At 57.5% G+C, this 19,728-nt stretch carries 18 protein-coding genes; 13 read left to right on the forward strand and 5 right to left on the reverse strand.

What is annotated here, in order from left to right:
* Window positions 1–128: 128 nt before the first annotated feature.
* The 9 genes from BXU09_RS20350 to BXU09_RS14765 all read left to right on the forward strand — a co-directional run bounded on the left by BXU09_RS20350 (window position 129) and on the right by BXU09_RS14765 (window position 9,277).
* Window positions 129–797, forward strand: a complete 669-nt coding sequence (locus tag BXU09_RS20350; protein WP_144012251.1) for a hypothetical protein — start codon at window positions 129–131, stop codon at window positions 795–797.
* Window positions 778–1,905, forward strand: coding sequence for an O-antigen ligase family protein (locus BXU09_RS20355; RefSeq protein WP_144012253.1), 1,128 nt, complete (start codon window positions 778–780; stop codon window positions 1,903–1,905). The genes BXU09_RS20350 and BXU09_RS20355 overlap by 20 nt, the downstream gene beginning before the upstream one ends.
* Window positions 1,902–3,131 (forward strand): glycosyltransferase family 4 protein, encoded by a 1,230-nt coding sequence (locus BXU09_RS14735; RefSeq protein WP_078305325.1) that lies wholly within the window; start codon window positions 1,902–1,904, stop codon window positions 3,129–3,131. Before BXU09_RS20355 ends, BXU09_RS14735 begins: the two co-directional genes overlap by 4 nt.
* Before the next feature lie 68 nt (window positions 3,132–3,199).
* Entirely contained in the window at window positions 3,200–4,246 is a 1,047-nt protein-coding gene (locus BXU09_RS14740; protein ID WP_144012255.1) for a glycosyltransferase family 4 protein, read from the forward strand.
* Between the two features lie 482 nt (window positions 4,247–4,728).
* A complete protein-coding gene (locus tag BXU09_RS20985; RefSeq protein ID WP_168174625.1) occupies window positions 4,729–5,310 on the forward strand; it encodes a glycosyltransferase in 582 nt (193 codons plus the stop codon).
* Window positions 5,303–6,454 (forward strand): glycosyltransferase family 4 protein, encoded by a 1,152-nt coding sequence (locus BXU09_RS20360; RefSeq protein ID WP_144012256.1) that lies wholly within the window; start codon window positions 5,303–5,305, stop codon window positions 6,452–6,454. The genes BXU09_RS20985 and BXU09_RS20360 overlap by 8 nt, the downstream gene beginning before the upstream one ends.
* 53 nt (window positions 6,455–6,507) lie before the next feature.
* Window positions 6,508–7,257, forward strand: coding sequence for a WecB/TagA/CpsF family glycosyltransferase (locus BXU09_RS14755; RefSeq protein WP_240501381.1), 750 nt, complete (start codon window positions 6,508–6,510; stop codon window positions 7,255–7,257).
* Window positions 7,254–8,300: a GDP-mannose 4,6-dehydratase gene (gmd, locus tag BXU09_RS14760; RefSeq protein ID WP_078305115.1), complete on the forward strand. Its 1,047-nt coding sequence runs from the start codon at window positions 7,254–7,256 to the stop codon at window positions 8,298–8,300. Before BXU09_RS14755 ends, gmd begins: the two co-directional genes overlap by 4 nt.
* Entirely contained in the window at window positions 8,300–9,277 is a 978-nt protein-coding gene (locus BXU09_RS14765; protein WP_144012258.1) for a GDP-L-fucose synthase, read from the forward strand. Before gmd ends, BXU09_RS14765 begins: the two co-directional genes overlap by 1 nt.
* Window positions 9,278–9,349: 72 nt before the next feature.
* On the opposite strand, the gene BXU09_RS21970 is transcribed toward BXU09_RS14765, so the two are convergent.
* From BXU09_RS21970 to BXU09_RS14780, 3 genes are all read right to left on the reverse strand, one after another.
* A complete protein-coding gene (locus tag BXU09_RS21970) occupies window positions 9,350–10,681 on the reverse strand; it encodes an O-antigen ligase family protein (protein ID WP_078305116.1) in 1,332 nt (443 codons plus the stop codon).
* On the reverse strand, window positions 10,678–11,262 hold the full coding sequence (locus tag BXU09_RS14775) for a tetratricopeptide repeat protein (RefSeq protein ID WP_240501383.1): 585 nt from the start codon (window positions 11,260–11,262) through the stop codon (window positions 10,678–10,680). The genes BXU09_RS21970 and BXU09_RS14775 overlap by 4 nt, the downstream gene beginning before the upstream one ends.
* Window positions 11,263–11,368: 106 nt before the next feature.
* Entirely contained in the window at window positions 11,369–11,899 is a 531-nt protein-coding gene (locus BXU09_RS14780) for a hypothetical protein (RefSeq protein WP_078305117.1), read from the reverse strand.
* A 243-nt stretch (window positions 11,900–12,142) separates the two neighbouring features.
* Between BXU09_RS14780 and BXU09_RS14785 the strand changes: the two genes are divergently transcribed.
* The 4 genes from BXU09_RS14785 to BXU09_RS14800 all read left to right on the forward strand — a co-directional run bounded on the left by BXU09_RS14785 (window position 12,143) and on the right by BXU09_RS14800 (window position 16,355).
* On the forward strand, window positions 12,143–13,612 hold the full coding sequence (locus tag BXU09_RS14785; RefSeq protein ID WP_078305330.1) for an exopolysaccharide biosynthesis polyprenyl glycosylphosphotransferase: 1,470 nt from the start codon (window positions 12,143–12,145) through the stop codon (window positions 13,610–13,612).
* A gap of 120 nt (window positions 13,613–13,732) precedes the next feature.
* Window positions 13,733–15,370 carry a polysaccharide biosynthesis tyrosine autokinase gene (locus BXU09_RS14790; RefSeq protein WP_078305118.1) on the forward strand — a complete coding sequence of 546 codons (1,638 nt, stop codon included), beginning with the start codon at window positions 13,733–13,735 and terminating at the stop codon, window positions 15,368–15,370.
* Window positions 15,371–15,488: 118 nt separating this feature from the next.
* A complete protein-coding gene (locus tag BXU09_RS14795) occupies window positions 15,489–15,758 on the forward strand; it encodes a hypothetical protein (RefSeq protein ID WP_078305119.1) in 270 nt (89 codons plus the stop codon).
* A gap of 72 nt (window positions 15,759–15,830) precedes the next feature.
* Complete coding sequence (locus tag BXU09_RS14800; protein WP_144012260.1) at window positions 15,831–16,355, forward strand: hypothetical protein; 525 nt, start codon at window positions 15,831–15,833, stop codon at window positions 16,353–16,355.
* Between the two features lie 15 nt (window positions 16,356–16,370).
* Here the strand turns inward: BXU09_RS14800 and BXU09_RS14805 are convergent, their stop codons facing one another.
* On the reverse strand, window positions 16,371–17,813 hold the full coding sequence (locus BXU09_RS14805) for an ATP-binding protein (RefSeq protein WP_168174626.1): 1,443 nt from the start codon (window positions 17,811–17,813) through the stop codon (window positions 16,371–16,373).
* Between the two features lie 127 nt (window positions 17,814–17,940).
* On the reverse strand, window positions 17,941–19,635 hold the full coding sequence (locus BXU09_RS14810; protein ID WP_078305122.1) for a diguanylate cyclase: 1,695 nt from the start codon (window positions 19,633–19,635) through the stop codon (window positions 17,941–17,943).
* Window positions 19,636–19,728: the final 93 nt, after the last annotated feature.

Consider the following 19,728-nt stretch of genomic DNA (forward strand, 5'->3'; position numbering starts at 1 on the left):
TCCTAGTCGCAATTACTAGCCTTTCCCTCGTTTTTTATTCACAGAAAACAATTAATGATGTCGCATTCTCGTATTTTATTGCGATGACGATGGCATCAATAGTCTACTTTTTGGGAATACGAAAGTACGTGAATGTTAAGCTGGAATTTGATGTTAAATATATAAAGTCAGGATTTATATCTGGTAGATCTAACGTTCTGACTGTAATTTACATGATTTTGACGAGTCAGTTTTTAGTTTGGGTTAGTAAGATAGTAGACAGTACGACCGGAGCCGGTGTTTTACAAGCTATGATTAATCTATTTGGGTTTATGAATCCTGTTATGACGGGCATTGGAAATTTTACCTACTCTCAGATTCCAAAAAGTGAGAAGTCTAAACTCGTCCAGTTAATTTTTAATATACGCAGCATCTATATAATAGCTATAACCTGTCTAATTATCATTGTTGCTATAATAACCCTAAACAGAGGTATTTTTGTAGGATTCTATTTTGATAACGTGAATTATGCCAATTATGCCAATTTAATACCAATTGTCGGATTAACCAGTGTTGCCTTAGTTTTATCGCAAATAGAAGGTGTTATATTGAGTTCACTCGGATACCCCAATCTAGTTGCAAGGTATCAACTAATAAGTACTATTGCTTGTATAATTTTACTTCCCCCGCTTTGTATTTTATTTGGGATATACGGTATTGCGATAGCACGACTGTTTGCTGAAATCGTAAAAGGTGTCTTAGTTTTCAGAAAGAATAGTTTTATTTCGAAGGAAGCATATGAAAAAATTCATTCCTAATATAATGATTCTGTCTTTTCTTCTTTCCGATTATTTGACAAAATATAGAATCGGGGAAATATCAATAAATAGTTTGCTTGTTCTGGTTTTAATTTTGCTTGTACTTGTTTCAGTATTAGATTACAAATATCCTAAAAAATTTATTGCGATTGCGCTGTTTTATCTTTTGTTCATATCGTATGCCGTTTTGTCTTTTAAGTCACTAAATAGTAATTCTTTGCAAAATCTTTTGGCTTACCTAGTGTTTTTTGGTGCAATTTTAAGTGGTATCTGGAATTTCGAATATTACTTTTCTGTAATTAATAGACGTAAGTATGGTTTGGGATATATAGAGATTTATATTATAATTCTTTCATTAATAACTATCCTATTTAGTATTCTCCGAAATTACGACTTGAATTTCATTGGCATTAGGAGTATTGCGCTCACATCTATTATATTCTTTCCATTTATTCTAATAAGGGCCACTAATAATATAAGAAGTGTTTTGATAATATCGCTGTACATATTTTCAATACTTGTTAGCGGATCGCGCACTGTTTTTGTGATAGCTTTATTTATGCTGTTGTTTCAAAGTTTGGTGACTGGCTTTAAAACATTTTTTTATAGATTATCAATTGTAATATTTTTGGCTGCGATTCTATTCTACTGGAATGCAGAGATATTTTTTGGATTCTCTGAAAGATTTATAAGTGGAGATACTAGTCTAAACTATGGAGGTATTGCTATTAATGGAGAAGGGCGAAGTAATTTCTGGGATCTGATTTTATCCAGATGGAGTGAAAACAGATATCTTGGCAATGGAATTGGAGACACCGAGATTATAATGTCAGCAAATTTTTACACAGAGCAGGGGCATAATGACTATCTTAGGCTATTGAATGATTTTGGGATCCTAGGTCTTGGAATTTACTTTATTTTCTTAATATCAATTATAATAAGGCTATATAAATCAGAAAATACTTATTCTAGTATAGCTTTATATTCAGTAGGAGGTTTTTTAATATCCATGATAACAGATAACACCATTGTATATAGCTTCGTGATGATTCCTTTAGGAATAGTAATAGGGATGGGACTTAAAAAAAGGGAGGTTTCTGAATTATGAATATTATTACCTTAGTTTCTGACCTAGGTATTGGTGGTACGCAGAGAACAGCGCAGAATTTTGCAACCAACTATCTTAGAAAAGGTCATCAAAGTATTATAATTACACCAGATAAAAGTGGAGTCCGACACAGTCAGCTTATTTCTAGTGGTGTAAAAGTTTTTACTCTAGATGAATTTATAGAAAATAATAATTTTAATTATGACATTGTGCATGTTCACCGTGAAGGGTGCAATGGCGGTTATTCAGATGCGATAGTCGCCACAATTAAAGAATTAATGCCGGATACTCATCTTATTGAGACAAATGTTTTTGGTTGGTCTGATAATACCAATATAGGAAAATCTTTCGCACATCATTTCCATGTTTCATATTGGTCTATGTGGGAGTGGTTGAATATATCTAAAAGCGAAAACAGATGTAGCGTTCTGCCAAACCCAATAGACACAACTGTTTTCTATAGTGATAAAGACAAGGGGGAATCCTTTAGAAAAGATTTTGGTATTCCGCTTGATGCGTTTGTAATTGGCCGTGTGGGCCAAGCTATTGAAGCTAAATGGACTCCAGATATAGTATATATATTCAAAGAAATTGCAAAAATGAATTTGGATGTGTGGCTTCTTCTGGTAGGAAGTCCGCCTAGCATTCTTAGCGAGATTCGTGGTCTCGATAATTCGCTTAGAAATAGAATTATTTTGATTGATCGCATTAATGACGATAGCAGTTTGCTGGAATGCTATAACGCTATGGATATTTTTGTTCACTCAGCTAGAATTGGTGAATCTTTCGGACTAGTGATTATTGAGGCTATGATGTGTGAGATTCCCGTTTTTTCGATCGGCAATATTTGGAGAAATAATGCACAATATGAAATACTGTCGAGTGTTGATGACAGGCTTTATTGCAAAAATAGGACAGAGCTTTTAAATAATATTGGATCAATAATATCCGATAAAGGGGAAATGCAAAGAATAGGTTCGATTTCAAGAAAATTTGTATTGAAGAATTATAATTTACTAGATGTTACCGATAAGGCATTAAGTACATTTAAATCAATAATTAATGGAGAGCAATATATTAATAGTGATGCAAGAAGAGCTAATATTCTTGTCAAAGAATGTGTTAGAAGTAGTATTAAGATAAAGGCAATAATTCTTTCGAAAATTATGAGATCTAATATACTTGCCAAGAGAGCTATTAGATTAATTAAGGTATTGCGAAAGTGAGAGTAGTATGGTTAACGAACTTTATTCCTCCATACAGAACTACGCTGCTAGAGAATATAGCGGCGCATGTGGAGGAGTTGATTGTAATTGTTAATACTGATGTCGAGAAGAACAGATTGTGGAGTAAAGAAAATCCTAGCATAAATGTAATCAAGCAGATGGGCTTATCGATAAAAAGGAGTCGAAGGCATAAGTCGGGATTTAAATACTCATCCTATTTTTACATTCCAATAGGACAAATATTTTTACTCAAAAAACTGAAAGCTGACGTAGTTTTCTCGGCAGAAATGGGATTGCGGACGTTATTTGTAATTTTATTTGCGATTTTCAACAAGTCTTGTTCGGTTATAATACATTTTGACGGTTCAATATATACCGAAATCGATAACTTATTCATAAGGGCCCTTAGAGTCTTTATGATAAAGCAAGCAAGCAAAATATTGGTAAATGGCGAAGATGGCAAAAAATATATAATAGGTCTTTACCCTCAGGCAGCAAGCAAGATTGATAAAATACATTATTCATGCGATAATTTTAAAACCCATATTAATAAGGAGGATTGGGATCCAAAGTCTCCAAAGTTTATTTATATTGGCTCTCTCTCTGAGAGAAAAGGTATATATAATTTTTTGGAGCATCTCTATAGGTACAGCATGCAGTCAGATAGGTCGTTTGTTATTTCTATTATTGGCGAGGAAGCTGATTTCAAACATGCTGATCTCAAAAAATTTGCAACAGAGAAAATTAAAATCTCATTCTATGGTTTTAGACAATCGCTCGAAATAGAGGAAATTCTATCGCATCAGGATGTGTGCGTTGTGCCGTCAATTGCTGATAGCTGGAGTCTAGTAGTAAATGAATCGCTAAGCTTAGGTGTTCCAGTTCTCGGTAGCAATAGAAGTCAAGCTGTAAGCGAGTTGATTAATCAAAACAATGGATGGATCTTTGATCCTTACAGTTATGAATCCTTAGAAAGGTGCCTTAATAACATTGTGAACATATCTGATAGAGAAATGGGCCAATTGAAGACTAACTGCCAGTTGTCAGTAAAAATGATTGATAATTCGGAAATATATAAATCATACCTGTCAATGTTTAAGAGAACAGTAAAATGAAACAGCGGAATAAAATGGTTATAGTAACTAATATAGTCGCACCATACAAAGTTGATATATATGTTGAATTTATGAAGCAATTCAATACTGAAATACTGTTTACGGGAAGGGAGGATAATCGTAAGAAATGGTACAGTGGAATTGGAAGGAAGGTTCCGGGTTTCACGATACCGATTCCTATCATAAAAAATAATACGATATATAATTATAGGTATATTCATTTAAATCCTTTGCTATTTTTCTACTTATATAGACTTCGACCCAGATATATAATATCTAATGAATTTGGTTTTAGATCATTAGTCTGTTTACTATATAGCCGTCTGTTTTCCGTTGATTTTGCTATATGGTGGGGCGGAACTATGCACACTGAGCGGGATATCGGAAAATTGAAAAAATTACTCCGGAGATTTATAGTAAAATTTAATAATTCGATCATAACGTACGGCCCATCATCTAGTGAATATATTATGTCATTAGGAGTGAAAAAAAATAAAATTATAGAGATACAAAATTATTCTCGCGTCAATGATTTATCAGAAAAGTTCGATCATAAGATAGATAATAGTGTGCCGAATATTATCTATGTAGCACAATTAATAGATAGGAAGGGTATCGGTCAGTTAATTGAATCTGCGAAAAGAGTATCAGCTAATAGAGATTTTGTACTAACTATAATAGGTGACGGACCATTATTCGATAGCTTTGTATCCCAAATTTCTGGATATGAAAAATTTATTTCATTTAAATCAGGCGTTCCATATGGAAATATGCGGGAAGTATATAATAATGCCGACGGATTAATAGCCCCAACTTTAGAAGATGTTTGGTGCTTGATTATTAACGAAGCTATTCAATTCAAGATTCCGGTTATGGCATCTATATATGCGGGAGGCGCTCTCGATCTTCTGCCGCCAGAAAACAGATTTGACCCACTCAACGATGAAGCCATAGATAAAGCCTTAGAAATGCTAATTGATAAAGTGGTACATGAGGTTAACCCAAATATTCTATGGAATGCGGAAAAAATCGTTGAGACCATAAGAGAGGCATTTAATGAATAAGATTATTGTAGTCCATAATAGATATACTCAATATGGCGGAGAGGATGCAGTATTCGACTCCGAGACTAAAATCCTGGCTTCTTACTTTGAAGTAATTAAGTACGACACGTCTAATCATCAATTATCAAATAACCCTCTAATATCTTTTCTGCAATCTATATTTAATTTTAGAGAAGCGGGCAGAGTATGGAAAATGATTAGAGAGCACAGGCCTAAACTTATACATGTGCACAATGATTTTCCTTACTTATCATCGTCTATTTATCTAATTGCGAAACTCAACAGAGTCCCTGTAATCAAAACTGTCCACAATTTCCGACTAACTTGCATAAAAGGTACTCATTATAGGAACGGTGCGTTATGTTTGAATTGCACGCGTGTAAACAAGATAAGCGCTGTGAAAAACAAATGCTATAGAGAAAAGTATTTGACGTCATTGGGCGCGGTGCTCATATCCCAATTCAATGAAATGTTAAATGTGAGTAAAATAATTCATACATACGTAGCGCTAACAAGCTTCTCAAAGAATTATCTTGTCTCAAATGGCATCCCGGATAATAAAATAAGAATCAAGCCAAACTCTACGACGATTGATAACAAAAATACAACAATAGAAGAAAAAATTGATTTAGTATATATTGGTAGACTATCGGAAGAAAAAGGCATTAGCAATCTCATTAAATTCTGGCAGGAAGAGGGTATTGACATAAGATTGACAGTTTTTGGTAATGGTCCACTTATTGATACGGTCAAAGAGGCTGAGTGTGAGTATATAAAATATGCAGGCTCTTTAGATCCCAGTGAGGTGCCTAAAGTTATGAGATCGGCAAAGCTTCTTATATTCCCATCTGAATGGTATGAGGGAATGCCTATGACAATATTAGAGGCATTTGCCTGCGGATTGCCGGTTGTTTGTAGAAATATAGGCGGCTTGAGTGAAATCGTTGATCATGCAGTAAATGGATTGGTTTTTGACAAAATGGATAGTAAAACTATCGACAGAATAAGGGGTATTCTTGACGATGCTGATTTAAGGGAGTCTCTTTCGGCCAACGCAAAAAGGAAGTATGAAATGAATTATACAAATAATAAAAATCTGAAATCATTAATCGAAATCTATTCAAATGTATCGGGAATAATATAATGAATAACTTCTCTAGATCATCAAATTATCATATTATGCTGATAAAATCTACAATGACAAGATTTGAAAAACACGAATATGCGAGTATTGCTAACTATATTTTAAAACAGGCAAATGAGATTATATCAATAAGAGTCCATGCTGCGAATGTCCATATGCTTATGGAAGGCTATGATAATTCTGCATTTCAAAAAGTTATCAATACCGCGGACCTAGTTCTGCCAGATGGTGTTCCACTGGTCTGGGCACTCAAACTCCTTGGTCATAAGGAGGCCGCACGTGTTTATGGTCCTACACTGACTCTACATGTGTGCGAAGCCGCCGCACGTGAAGGTGTGGCTATAGGCCTGTATGGTGGGACGCCTGAGAGCCTGCTGGACTTCAAGGCGTTCCTGCACCACGAGTACCCGGGTATTCAGATTGCGTGTGCCATTGCCCCGCCGTTCCGGGCGCTAACGCAGGAAGAGGACGACGCGTACACCCAGGAGATCCTGGATTCGGGCGCCCGCATTCTGTTCGTGGGGATCGGTTGCCCGAAGCAGGAGTGGTGGATGTACAACCACCGTGATCGGCTGCCGCTGGTGATGCTGGGTGTGGGGGCCGCGTTCGACTTCCATTCCGGTAGGGTGAAACAGTCCCCGGCAGTGTTGCAGCGGCTGGGGCTGGAGTGGCTGTTCCGTCTGGTGATGGAGCCGAAGCGGTTGTGGAAACGGTATGCGAAGCACAACCCACGGTTTGTGGCTCTGTTTGCACGGCAATTGTTTAAAGAGAAAGTTCTGGGCAGGAAAGGGGCGGCACAATGAAAAAAGCACTGATTACGGGCATCACGGGGCAGGACGGGTCTTACCTGACGGAGCTTCTCATAAGCAAAGGCTATGAGGTTCACGGCATCATCCGCCGCGCCAGCACTTTCAACACGGACCGGATCGATCACATCTACCGTGATCCGCATGAAACGGACACTCGGATGTTCCTGCATTACGGCGACCTTTCGGACTCCTCCGGTCTGCGGATGCTGGTCGAACGCATTCAGCCGGACGAGGTGTACAACCTGGGCGCGCAGTCGCACGTGAAGGTCAGTTACGACCAGCCCGAGTACACGGCGGACATCGTGGGCCTGGGCACGCTGCGTCTGCTGGAGGCGATCCGTGACTTCATGGAACGCACCGGCAAGCAGGTCCGCTTCTATCAGGCCAGCAGCAGCGAGATGTTCGGCGCCGCCAAACCCCCCCAGGGACTGCAGACGCCCTTCCACCCGCGCAGCCCCTACGCCGTGGCCAAGGTGTACTCCTACTGGCAGACCGTGAACCACCGCGAGGCGTTCGACATGTACGCCTGCAACGGCATCCTCTTCAACCATGAATCCCCCCGGCGTGGCGAGACCTTCGTGACCCGCAAGATCACCCGCGCGGTGGGCCGCATCAAGATGGGACTGCAGGACAGACTCTTCCTGGGGAACCTGGACGCCAAGCGTGACTGGGGTCACGCCCGCGACTACGTGGAAGCCATGTGGATGATGCTCCAGCAGGACGCGCCCCGCGATTACTGCATCGCCACCGGCGAGGCGTACAGCGTGCGCGAGTTCGCTCAGAAGGCCTTCGCGCAGGTGGGCCTGAACTACGAGGACTACGTGCAGGTCGATCCGCGTTACTTCCGCCCGGCGGAAGTGGATTACCTGCTGGGTGACGCGTCCGAGACGAACGCGGTGCTGGGCTGGACGCCCCGCACGAGCTTCGACGAGCTGGTGACCGAGATGGTCGAGCATGACCTGGAACTGGCCCGTCAGGAGAAGACGCTGCTGGACGCCGGGCATCAGGTGGCCCTGAAGGGCATCGGCAACACCTGATGACGGCGGCAGAGTGGGTGTCGGGTCCGCTGCCGAGGGACGCGCGGGTGTACGTGGCGGGCCATAACGGTCTGGTGGGGGGCGCAGTGTTGCGCCGCCTGCAGGCCGAGGGATTCACGAATGCGATCACGCGGTCCAGTCGGGAGCTGGACTTGCGGGATCAGGCGGCGGTGCGGGCGTTCTTCGCGCAGGAGCGGCCGGAGTTCGTGTTCCTGGCGGCGGCGAAGGTGGGCGGCATCCTGGCGAACAGCACGTACCCGGCGCAGTTCCTGTACGACAACCTGATGATCGCCGCGAACGTGATCGACGCGGCGCACGGGTCGGGTGTGCGTAAGCTGTTGAACCTGGGCAGCAGCTGCATCTACCCGCGGCTGGCGCCGCAGCCGCTGCGTGAGGAGGCGTTGCTGACCGGCCCGCTGGAGGAGACGAACCGGGCGTACGCGGTGGCGAAGATCGCCGCGATCGAACTGTGTGACCACTACCGCACGCAGTACGGGTCGGATTTCATCAGTGGGATGCCCACGAACCTGTACGGGCCGGGGGATAACTTCGACCTGAAGGGGTCGCACGTGCTGCCGGCCCTGATGCGCAAGATGGTCGAGGCGAAAGAGGCGGGCGCGGCGACCGTGGAAGTCTGGGGGAGCGGCACGCCGCTGCGGGAGTTCCTGTTCGTGGAGGATCTGGCGGATGCATGCCTGTTCCTGATGGAGCACGTGTCCGAGCCGGGGCCGATCAATGTGGGCACGGGCGTGGACCTGACCATCCGTGAACTGGCGGAACTGATCGCGGACGTGGTGGGCTTCACGGGAGAACTGGTGTTCGATGCGAGTAAGCCGGACGGCACGCCCCGCAAGCTGATGGACGTGTCGCGTCTGGCAGGGCTGGGCTGGTCGGCGCGCACCGACCTGCGGACCGGCGTGCAGCAGACGTACGACTGGTTCCTGCAGGAACGGGCCGCCGGGAACATTCGCGGCTGAACGCATCGAAGGGCACAGGAAACGCCGGTCACCGCTGCAAAGGGTGACCGGCGTTTCCTGTGGGCTACAGGGTCAGAAGCTCAGATCCACGGGAACCGGGGCCGGGACTTCAGGCCGGGCGGGTGGAGCAGGCCGCAGGGCTCGTGCGCCGAGGATCAGCACGTACGCGCCGATCATGGTGCCGGGAATGGCGCTCAGGTGGCTGTCGTACAGGCCCGTGAACAGGTAGACGGGCAGGGCCGCTGCCCCGGTCATGGCCAGGGGCGTCCAGCCACGCCCGATCAGGCTGACCAGCAGGGTCACGGCCAGCAGCGCCGCGCCGATCAGTCCCAGTTCGGCGGCGACCTGAAGGGCGTCGTTGTGGGCGTAGTTGACGTAGGTGCTGGCTATCCCCTCGGCGGGTTCCGGGCGGTAGCGTTGGTACTCGGTTCCCCACTGGCCTACACCGCTGCCCCGGTACTGGTGTGTTTCCCACATGGACACGCCGAACCAGTGAATGTCCTCGCGCCCCTGAACAAAGCCTTCAAAGTTCTGGCTTTCGATCCCGAACTGGCCTTTCAGGGCGTTGAACTGCGCCTGTCCGGCGGGTGTCGTCAGAGTGATCACGACCCATGCGGCGGCAGCCAGCGCGGCGGCCGAGAGGGTAACCCCGGCCCAGGGGCGGTGTTTCCAGGCCCACACGATCACGGGCACGCCGGCGGCCAGCATGACGGCTGGGATGGAGCTGCCGTCCGTGAACAGGTTCGTGTACTGCGCTCCGGCCGCCAGGGCCAGGATGGGCAGGGTGTGCCAGCCGGGGCGGGTGTTCAGCAGGACGGTGCCCGTCAGGGCGGCGACGGTGATCAGGTAGCCGCTGTAGTGGCTCGGGTGGAAGTACGGGCCGGTCAGGATCTTCTCGGGTACGCCGTCCAGGTACGTGAAGCCGGGGATCAGGTGCCCCTGCTGTTGTAAGAGGGCCAGGGTGACTGCCGCGCCGCCGGTCAGCAGGAACGCGCTGAGGACCGTCTGTTGCCGTGCGTGCGTGCGGGCCAGGGCGTGGACGCACAGGGCGGTGCCGAGGGTGGCGGTCCAGATGCCGGCCCAGCGCAGGCCTTCCAGGTGGTCGGGGGCGCCGCTGGCGCTGAACCACACCCAGCCCAGGAACGCCAGGGCGCTCAGGGTCATGAGGGGGTTGGGGAGGTCCAGGCGGCCGCGCAGGCCGGTGGCGATCAGGGTCAGGGCGACGGTGACGCTGCCCAGCAGGATCAGGCCGCTGAAGCCCCAGCCGAAGGCACTGCCCTGCGCCAGGGGACCCCAGGCGATGGTCAGGCACGCGGCGAGCAGGGCGGTCCATTCGGCGGTGCGGGCGACGCGGGCGCGCAGGGTGGGCGCATGGGCGGTGGTGTCGGTGGTGGGGGCGGTCATGGGCGGCCCTCGAGTGCTTGAAGGCCGTCGCGGCATTCCCCGACGTTGCGGTTCAGGGTCAGGCAGCGGTCGTAGGCGCCCCTGGCCTGGGCGGTCTGCCCGGCCAGTTCGAGGTAGCGGGCGCGTTCCAGCCAGTACGCGGCGTTGTTCGGGTCCCGGTCGATGGCGCCCTGCAGGAGGGTCAGGCCGCGGGCGTACTCCTGCCGGAAGGCGTACATGCGGGCGTGCTCGTAGTGCGGTTTGGGCCAGCTGGGGCTCAGGCGTTTCGCGGCGGCGAACGCGGTTTCCGCCTCGGTTTTCAGGGCGTCGGTGCCCCGGAAGTACCAGAGGCTGCGCGCACCTTCGGCGAGGCGCTGCTGCACGCGGGCGTCGCGGGGGTTCAGGGCGGCGGCCTGCCGGATGGCGTTCAGCGAGGCGTCAAATTCCAGGCGGTTCTGTTCGGTCTGCGCGCGGGTCAGGAGGTCCGTGGTGCGCAGGTCCGTGACGGCCTGCCGGGCCGGGAAGATCAGGGCGGCGGCGGCGAGGAACGCGACCGGCCAGGGGAAGGGAATGCTGCGCTGGGTCAAGGAACGCTGGGTCAAGGGAAAGGTCACCACCGTGGGAGCAGGAAGGGCAGGAGGGGCAGGGGAGGGGCATGAAAACACCGCCCCGGTGGGGGCGGCGTGGGGGCTCAGCCGTGCGTGGGGGTCAGTTCCCGCCGCCGCGGGGCGTGACGGGGGCGTTCGCGATGACCTCGGCGCGGTTGGCCAGCGTGCTCGCGGCAACCGGGTCGGCCACGAGTTTCGCGACCGAGTCGACAGAGCCCGTGAACAGGCTGGGGTTGCTGGCCAGCAGCTGCTGGACGGCGGCGAGGCTGACGGGTTTGGGCGTCTCGCCGGGGCGGGGGGCGGGGCGCGCGGCTTCCAGCACGGCCTTCAGGGCGACGGCTGCGGGAACGGCGGTCGTCTTGGCGCTCAGCAGGGAGGTGAGGGATTCGGGGGAGATGCCCAGCAGGGCGGCGTACGGCCCGGCGGAGGCGCTGCCGGGCTGGAGGCCGGCGAGGATCGCGGCGACCTGCGCGTCGGTCAGGACGAGCCCCTTGGCTTTCAGGATGGCTTTCAGGACGTCGGTGCCGGTCGCGGCGGGCGCGCGGGTCTGCGTGGCCTGCGCGAGGGCGGCGGGCAGGGCGGCAGGAAGGGCGACGGACAGCAGGGCAGCGGACAGGATGAACTTCTTCATGGAGTACCTCGGAGGGTCAGGAGCGGTCAGGGATCGCGTGGCGCGGCGGGAACGGCGGTCGGCGCGCAGCGTCAGAGGAAACCGGTGGTGCCTTCAGGGCTGACCGTCTCACTCATGACTGCCATGAGTCTATCATCCGCGCCTCTGCCGCCTGGGCAGATATAGGGATCCCCACAGCTTCATGAACTGCGGGAGCGGTCAATGTACGTGAGAAACCCCCGCCCCATCACCTATACTTCCTTCATGGTGCTCAAGCCGCCTTCACAATCGACTGCCGAAGAGTGGCTGGACGGGCCTCCACTGCGTGAGCGGAACCTGACCCGCGCCCGCCGTGCGAACGCGTTCCTGCGCCGCCGCCTCCTGAACGCCGCCGCCCTGCTCGCCGGGAACCTCCTGGCGTGGGGGAGTGCGTGGGGACTCATGCATGTCCTGGCGCCTCAACTGACGCTGCCCGCGTCCCGCTGGGCGGCGCTGTTCATCCTGCACGCCATCCTGACGTTCGGCGCGAAACTCCTGCCCGGCTGGGGCCTGGGCATCGTCGCGGAACTGCGCTACACCGTGCAGATCACGGCGCTGCTGCTGCTCGGCAGTGGCCTGTCGGGGTTCATCGCGCACCAGAGTGTCGCGCGGGAACTGCCGAACCTGCTGCTGCTGGCGCTGCTCACGCCGCTGCTGCTGGCCGCCCGCAGCCTCGTCAAGTCCGCGCTGCTGCGCGGCGGCCTGTGGGGCGTGCCGGTCGTCGTGTACGGCGGGGCCGCCACCGGCGAGCGCGTCATCCGCGCCCTGCACGACGAGCCCGGCCTGGGGTACCACCCGGTCGCGGTGTTCGACGACGCCCCGCACCGGCAGGGCACGCAACTCGACGGCGTGCCCGTCGCCGGTCCGACCAGCAGCTGGACGTACGAGACGCCGGTGGCGATTCTCGCGATGCCCGGCGCGCCCCGCGCGCGGCAGGTGGAACTGCTCGACGGGCCGCTCAGCGTGTACCGCAGCGTCATCGTGATTCCCGACCTGTTCGACGTGCAGTCCCTGTGGGCGCGCACGCACGACCTGGGCGGGATTCTCGGTGTGCGCCTCAACCAGAAGCTGGCCGATCCGGTCGCGCGGCGCACCAAGCGCCTGCTGGACCTGACGGCCGTGACCGTCACCGCGCCCGTCTGGGGGCCGCTGTGCCTGCTCGTCGGCCTGCTGATCTGGCTGGAAGACCGGCAGAGTCCGCTGTTCCTGCAGCGCCGCGTCGGGCTGGGCGGCGTGAGCTTCGACACCTGGAAGTTCCGGACCATGGTGCCCAACGCCGAGGCCGTCCTGCAGGAACGCCTCGCGAGCGATCCCGCCCTGCGCGCCGAGTGGGAAGCGAACTTCAAGCTGCGCCGCGACCCGCGCATCACCCGCACTGGCCGGTTCCTGCGCAAGACCAGCCTCGACGAACTGCCGCAACTCGTGAATGTCCTGCGGGGCGAGATGGCCCTGATCGGCCCCCGGCCGCTGCCCTCCTACCATCACGACCTGCTGCCCGCGTTCGTGCAGCACCTGCGCCGCGAGATGCGGCCCGGCATGACCGGCCTGTGGCAGGTGTCCGGACGCAGCGACGCCGGGAACGAGGGCATGATCCAGCACGACCCGTACTACGTCCGGAACTGGTCGGTGTGGCTGGACGCCGTGATCCTGCTGCGGACCTTCCGGGCGGTGGTGCGCAGCGCCGGTGCCTACTGACGCCCACCCGGCCGCCTTCCACCCGGCTGTCCTCTCCCCGGTTGACGCCGGTTCACTCCCCGACTTCGACACGCCCGCCGACCCGCGCGGCTTGACTGCACCCAAGAGGCCTCACCGTTCATGACCCTGACCCCCGACACGCCCCGCCGCTCCTCCGACGACATCGATCTCCTGCAGGTGCTCGAAACCCTGCGCCGCGCCTGGATTCCCCTGGCGGTCACGCCCGTCGTCCTGGCCGGCGTCACGTACCTCGTCAGCAGCCGGCAGGCGCCCACCTTCGAGGCGGGCACCAGCCTGATGTCCAGCATGCCGGACACGTCCAACGACACCCTCAAGGGCGCGTCCGTCACGGCCAGCCAGCTCCCGCAGGGCGCGGTGGACGAGGTCATCCACTCGCGCGCCAGTGTCGCCCGCATCACGGACATCATCAGTAAGTCCGGCCTGCCGGCCGACATCAAGGCGAAGATCACCGCCGACCTGAGTAACGAACTCGCCAACGACCGGTACGCCCGCGTGACCGTCAAGGCCCGCCTCGACCAGCAGCAGCGCGGCGTGTACGACCTCAAGGCCAGCGCCGAGAGTCCCGAGGCGGCCCGCGTGCTCGCGAACGCCGCCGCGACCGCCCTGCTCGCCTGGGACGTCGAACGCGCCCGCAGCGGCGTCGCCCGCGCCCGCGAGAACCTCCAGCGGCAACTCGACAACCTCAACGCCCGCCTCGGGGCGCTCACGCCCGGCAGTCTCGAAGCGCAGAGTCTCGTCGCCGCGCGCGGGCAACTCCTGCTGAACCTCTCGCAGGCGACCGTGTTCGAGGAGGGCGCCAGCGGCAACCTGACCCTGCTGGCCGAGGCGAACGCGCCCCGCCGGCCCGTCGCGCCGAAACCCACCCGTAACGCCGCCCTGGTGTTCCTGCTCAGCCTGTTCGCCGGGGCCGGCGTCGCCCTGCTCCTCGACGCGCTGCGCCGCCGCATCCGCAACGCCAGTGACCTGCTGCAGCTCGGCGTGAACACCCTCGGGGAACTGCCCCGCCTCGCCCGCGCCAAACGCGGCGCGATGGTCGGCCTCGCCCGCACCGGCGACCTGTACGAACCCAGCGGGTTCATCCGCGTGAACCTCGCCGCGAGCCTCCCCGAGCAGAACGCCATCATCGCCGTCACCAGCCCCCGCCCCGCCGAGGGCAAAAGCACCGTCGTCGCCACCACCGCCGCCTCCTACAGCTCGGCCGGGAAACGCGTCCTCGTCATCGACCTGGACCTGCACCGCCCATCGCAGCAGGAGTACTGGTCCGTCGCGGGTCGCCCCTGGGTCGCGCTGCCCGGCAACACCGTCCCGCTGCGCTGCGACGTCACCATCGCCATCGAGCATCCCAACCAGGCCAGCGCCCTGGATGTCGGCGGCGGCATTCACGTCCTCCCCGCCGGCGAGACCGGCCGTAAGGCCGCCAGCCTGCTGTCCCGCCCGGACCTGCCGGACCTGCTGCGCCGCTGGGCCCAGAACTACGACATCGTCATCATCGACACGCCCCCCGTCCTCGCGCTGGCCGACGCGTACGTGATCGGCCGTCAGCTGGACGGGATGATCCTGGTCGTCGAGAGCGGCGAGACCAGCGTCCCGGAAGTGCAGCGCGTCCTGACCACCTTCGCCAGCACCGGCGCGCCCCTGATGGGCGTCGTGATCAACAAGGTCAACCGCAGCAACCAGGGCTACTACTACAACTACAACTACCACCGCCTGACCCCGCCCGCCACGCCCAGCAACTGAACGCCCCCTGAACACAGCCCACCCTCACGCGCCCCAGGCCCACCCGCCCGGGGCGCTCGCCGTCGGGGCCGGTCAACAACAACCGACCGGAACGCCGTTCCCTGCCATACTGCCCAGCGTGAGTTCCGTCATCTTCGAATCCAACCACCGTCGCCGTCACGCTCACACCCGCCGCTGCGTTCAGCGCGCCCTGCGTCGCCGCCTGCCGGTCATCGTCGTGGCGGGCGCGGGTACCGGCGTGACCGCTGCGCTGCTGGCCCTCCCGCCGCTCGCGGGTGTCGCGGCCAGCGTGGGCGCCGCCACCGTCCTCGCCGGGCGCGTCACCTGGCGGGCGTACCTCCGCCACCGGGACGACCTGCCCGAAACGCGGCCCGTCCGCGCGCCCTGACCGGGGACGGGCCGCCGTCCGGCTTTGGCGGCCCTCCGCGCCCCTGATGGACGGTGGTACTCCGCCCTACCGATGCCCCGTCTCCATCCTGGTGTGCCCTGCGCCGCGCTGGCGCTCGCTTCCTTCGCCCTGGCCAGGCCGCCCGCCCCGGCTGGTCCCGCTCCTGTTACGCCGGTCCTCGCGGCCGGGCAGACGTGGACCATGAAAGCCGACGTGCCCGTCGCGGCCCTGCCGGGCGCCGTGACCTTCACCCTCGGCGCGTCCCGCGCGGTCGGGCGGGGCGGCGCGGCCTTCCAGCCGACCGTGACCACCGCCGGCCACCAGCGGTTCCAGGACGACATGTTCTACGATCCCGAGGACCGCGACCCGGTCTTCATCGCCGCGACCCGCCTGATCTCCCAGCCGGCCGGGAAGGTCCCACCCGCCAGTTACAGTTGCCTGGTCCGGACGCCGCACGCCCGCCTGAACGAAGCCCAGCGCGGCCTGTTCGTCACGGGCGACCTGATGCAACCCGCGACCGTCAGGGCCGCGCAACTGTACATCAACACGGGCGCGTTGATCAGCCAGCCCACCTGCACCCTGACCCGCACCCGCTGACCGCTCCTGGCCGCATCACGGGCCGGTCGCGGGAGCGTACAGTTCGTCCAGCGTGACGAGGCGCAGGTGCGGCGCTGCGGTCAGGCTCGCGTGGAATCCAGCCCTGCTGAACAGCAGCCACCGCTCCACCTCGGCGGTGCCCAGGTGCCGGGCGGCGTTGTCCTGCAACTGCCGGAGCGCCCAGTGATCCACCGGCTGCTCCTGCCACTTGCATTCCCCGAGCAGCCAGCGCCGCTGCTGCCCGCGCCCGAGGGCGCACGCGACGTCCAGTTCGGCGGCCTGCTGTCCGCTGCCCTGGATCAGCGTGCCGATCTCGCCGTGCTCACCCGTCCAGAATTCATCCATGTGCCGGGCCACCCACGTGCGGCTCACGTCCTCGAACGTGGCCGGCGCGGCGGCCGGGTCCAGGTCGATGGTCGGCGCGACGAACCGCGCCCAGGCGCCCTGGCTGCCCCGGACCCGCAGGGCGCTGAGGTGAGGCAGGGCGTACCGGTGCCAGCTGGCGATGAAGGGGTCCGCCAGCCGGTAACGCAGGTTCTTCGCGGCCGGCGTGGCGTTCACGGAACGCCGCCGCTGCACCAGCCCGAGTTCCTCCAGCCGCTCCAGGTACTTCTGCAGACTGCTGGGAGGAAGGCCGGCCGCCGTGATGATCTCCCCGGCTTTCGTCCGGCCCTGCGAGACCGCCATCAGGATCGAGGCGTACACGCGCGGTTCGCTCAGTTCCGCGTTCAGCAGGCGGGTGGTCTCCTCGTGCAGCGCGCCGTCCGGGTCCAGGACCAGCCGTTCGTAGTTGTCGCCCACGCCCGAGCGGTCGTCGAGCAGGCTGAGGTAGCGGGGCATGCCGCCGAACACGGTGCGGGCGTGCAGGAGTTCGGCTGGGGACCAGGCGGGCGTGAAGGCGGCGCTTTCCAGGTAATCCATCGGGTGCAGCGTGAGGTTCAGGTCGCTGCGCCCGAACAGGGGAGAGCTGTGTTCCAGCAGCGCTTCCATCTGGCTGATGGAGCTGCCGCACAGCACGAGTTTCAGGGGTTGCCCGAGCGTTTCGATCCGGCCGAGCACTTCCTGCAGGACGGATTCGAGCGTGGGGTCGCTGCGGGTGAGGTACGGGAACTCGTCGATGACGATGCTCAGGCGTCCCAGGTGCTGCGCGGCCTGAGCGAGGCTCAGCAGCAGCGGGCGCCAGGTGGTCGCGTGCGTCAGGTCGCTGGCGAGGTCGTCGGGCAGCAGGGCGTGCAGGGCGGCGTGCATGTCCTCGCGGAACCGTCCGAAGTTGCTGTCGGGAGTGAGCTGGGCAGCCTGATGGTACGCGCTCCGGCCGGGTTCCAGACTGTGCAGGAGTAGCCGGCTCTTGCCGACGCGCCGGCGTCCCCGCAGGGTGGCGAGGTGGGTGTCCGGGGCGTTGTAGAAGGTCTGCAGGGCCGCCAGCTGGCGGTCACGCCCGACGAAACGTGGAAGCATACTCCAGAATATCATAGTCTAGAGTATGATGATCTGAAGTATGACTCGTCGGGTCAGGTCAGGTGTGCCGGAGAGGGACGGCCGCCCCAACCCCGGTGCCGAAGCTGCCGTCACTCCGTAGCCGCCGTCACTCCGCGCGGTAGGTCGCGACCCGGTTACGGCCCTGCGCCTTGGCGCGGTACAGCGCCTGATCCGCCTGCCGCACCAGGACACCCAGGTCGCTGCGGTCGCCGGTCGTGGTGGTCACGCCCACCGACACGGTCACGGTCAGGCCGCTGCTGTCCGGCGCGGCCAGCACCAGCGCCTCGGTCGCGGTCCGCAGCGCCTCGGCCCGTTCCAGCGCCGCCTGCGGCGAGCAGTTCGGGAGCATCACCATGAATTCCTCGCCGCCGTACCGGCACACGACGTCCTCCTCCCGGAACTGCCGGCCCAGGACGTGCCCCAGCCGCCGCAGGACCATGTCCCCCACCGCGTGCCCGTGCACGTCGTTGAACTGCTTGAAGTGATCCACGTCCAGCATCAGCAGGCTCAGCGGCCAGCCCTGCCGGTGCGCGCGGGCCAGTTCCCGCCCGCCGGTCTCCTCGAAGTACCGGCGGTTGTACAGGCCCGTCAGGGGATCACGGACACTCTGGTGGCGCAGCGTCTCCTTGAGGCGCAGGTTGGCCAGCGACAGCGCCAGCCGGTCCGTGAAGCGCCGCGCCAGCGCCTGCGCCTGCGCGGCGGCCGGTCCGTCCGGGAAGTGCAGCGTCACCACGCCCAGCGTCTCCCCCTGGGCGTTCAGGGTCAGGCACAGCGTGCCGAGCCCGCTCCGGTCATGCCGGCAGCGCGGCGCGTTCAGGCCCGGCCCGGCCGCGTGATCGGTGCCCAGACGGGACGACCAGCACTCCTCGGGCAGCCACGTCCCGCCTCCCGGCGCGTCCCCCCACGCCGCGAACCGCTCGAGCATGTTGCGGGACTCGGCCAGCAGCGACACGCTGCCCCCCAGCGGGAACAGGGCCGGCGCGACCCGCGCGATCACCTCGGCCGCCTCGCCCTGCGTCTCGCAGGCCTGCATGAACAGACCCAGCTGACTCAGGACCTGCAACTCGGTGGTGCTGGCCTCCACGAGGCTGTCCACCCGCGCTTCCAGCGTCCGTTGCAGCGCCCGCTGTTCCTGCACGGTCCGTTGCAGCGACGCGGTCATGTCGTTGAAATGCCGGGCGATCACGCTGAGTTCGTCCTGCCCGGTCACAGGCACGCGGACGTTCAGATCACCGGCCTGCACGCGTTCCGTGGCGAGCAGCAGCGGCGTCGTCAGGGACCGCACGCGCCGCAGCATTAGGATGCCCAGGCCCGCCCCGAGCGCCGCCGTGAGCGGCAGGCCGATCAGCACCGCCCACTGCGCCGCGTCGACCCGCTCCTGCGTGACCGCCCGCCGCCGCGCCAGCAGCGTATTCTCCACGTCCACCATCTCCTGCGCGACCGGCAGCGTCCGCTGCAGACGCACGCTCAGGGCCTCACCCTCGGAGCGCCGCAGGTCGTCACGCCACGCCTGCAACCGCCGCCGCTGCGCCGGATCGTCCCGCACCAGCGCGAACGTCTCGGCCCAGGCGCGGTCGAACGCCTCGCGCCGGTCGTCCGTCGGCGCGACCAGCCACTGCCGTTCCAGAATCTGCAGCGTCCGGACCTGATTGATCACGTCCCGCGTGTGCGTGACCGTCTGGGCGTGACGGCGGTACTCGTAAAACGCGGTCAGGCTCAGGACCGTCACAGTGATAATGGCCAGCACCGGCAGGGTGAACCCCAGCAGAAGCTGCCGTTCCAGGGACCGACGCACAGGCATAGAATTCCAGATTACGCCACGTCGAAAGGTCGTGGATACGGCCGGACCGACCGTGACGTTTACGCAACCCAGAGAAACCGGCTCGCGGCCCGG

This window comes from Deinococcus sp. LM3 (assembly GCF_002017875.1).
Taxonomy (GTDB): Bacteria; Deinococcota; Deinococci; order Deinococcales; family Deinococcaceae; genus Deinococcus.

What these genes read in the sequence shown, in the direction of transcription:
- BXU09_RS20355 (WP_144012253.1), top strand. Translation starts at nt 778, where the DNA reads ATGAAAAAATTCATTCCTAATATAATGATTCTGTCTTTTCTTCTTTCC.
- BXU09_RS14735 (WP_078305325.1), top strand. Translation starts at nt 1,902, where the DNA reads ATGAATATTATTACCTTAGTTTCTGACCTAGGTATTGGTGGTACGCAG.
- BXU09_RS20360 (WP_144012256.1), top strand. Translation starts at nt 5,303, where the DNA reads ATGAATAAGATTATTGTAGTCCATAATAGATATACTCAATATGGCGGA.
- BXU09_RS14755 (WP_240501381.1), top strand. Translation starts at nt 6,508, where the DNA reads ATGACAAGATTTGAAAAACACGAATATGCGAGTATTGCTAACTATATT.
- gmd (WP_078305115.1), top strand. Translation starts at nt 7,254, where the DNA reads ATGAAAAAAGCACTGATTACGGGCATCACGGGGCAGGACGGGTCTTAC.
- BXU09_RS14765 (WP_144012258.1), top strand. Translation starts at nt 8,300, where the DNA reads ATGACGGCGGCAGAGTGGGTGTCGGGTCCGCTGCCGAGGGACGCGCGG.
- BXU09_RS21970 (WP_078305116.1), bottom strand. Translation starts at nt 10,681, where the DNA reads ATGACCGCCCCCACCACCGACACCACCGCCCATGCGCCCACCCTGCGC.
- BXU09_RS14780 (WP_078305117.1), bottom strand. Translation starts at nt 11,899, where the DNA reads ATGAAGAAGTTCATCCTGTCCGCTGCCCTGCTGTCCGTCGCCCTTCCT.
- BXU09_RS14785 (WP_078305330.1), top strand. Translation starts at nt 12,143, where the DNA reads ATGGTGCTCAAGCCGCCTTCACAATCGACTGCCGAAGAGTGGCTGGAC.
- BXU09_RS14790 (WP_078305118.1), top strand. Translation starts at nt 13,733, where the DNA reads ATGACCCTGACCCCCGACACGCCCCGCCGCTCCTCCGACGACATCGAT.
- BXU09_RS14800 (WP_144012260.1), top strand. Translation starts at nt 15,831, where the DNA reads ATGCCCCGTCTCCATCCTGGTGTGCCCTGCGCCGCGCTGGCGCTCGCT.
- BXU09_RS14805 (WP_168174626.1), bottom strand. Translation starts at nt 17,813, where the DNA reads ATGCTTCCACGTTTCGTCGGGCGTGACCGCCAGCTGGCGGCCCTGCAG.
- BXU09_RS14810 (WP_078305122.1), bottom strand. Translation starts at nt 19,635, where the DNA reads ATGCCTGTGCGTCGGTCCCTGGAACGGCAGCTTCTGCTGGGGTTCACC.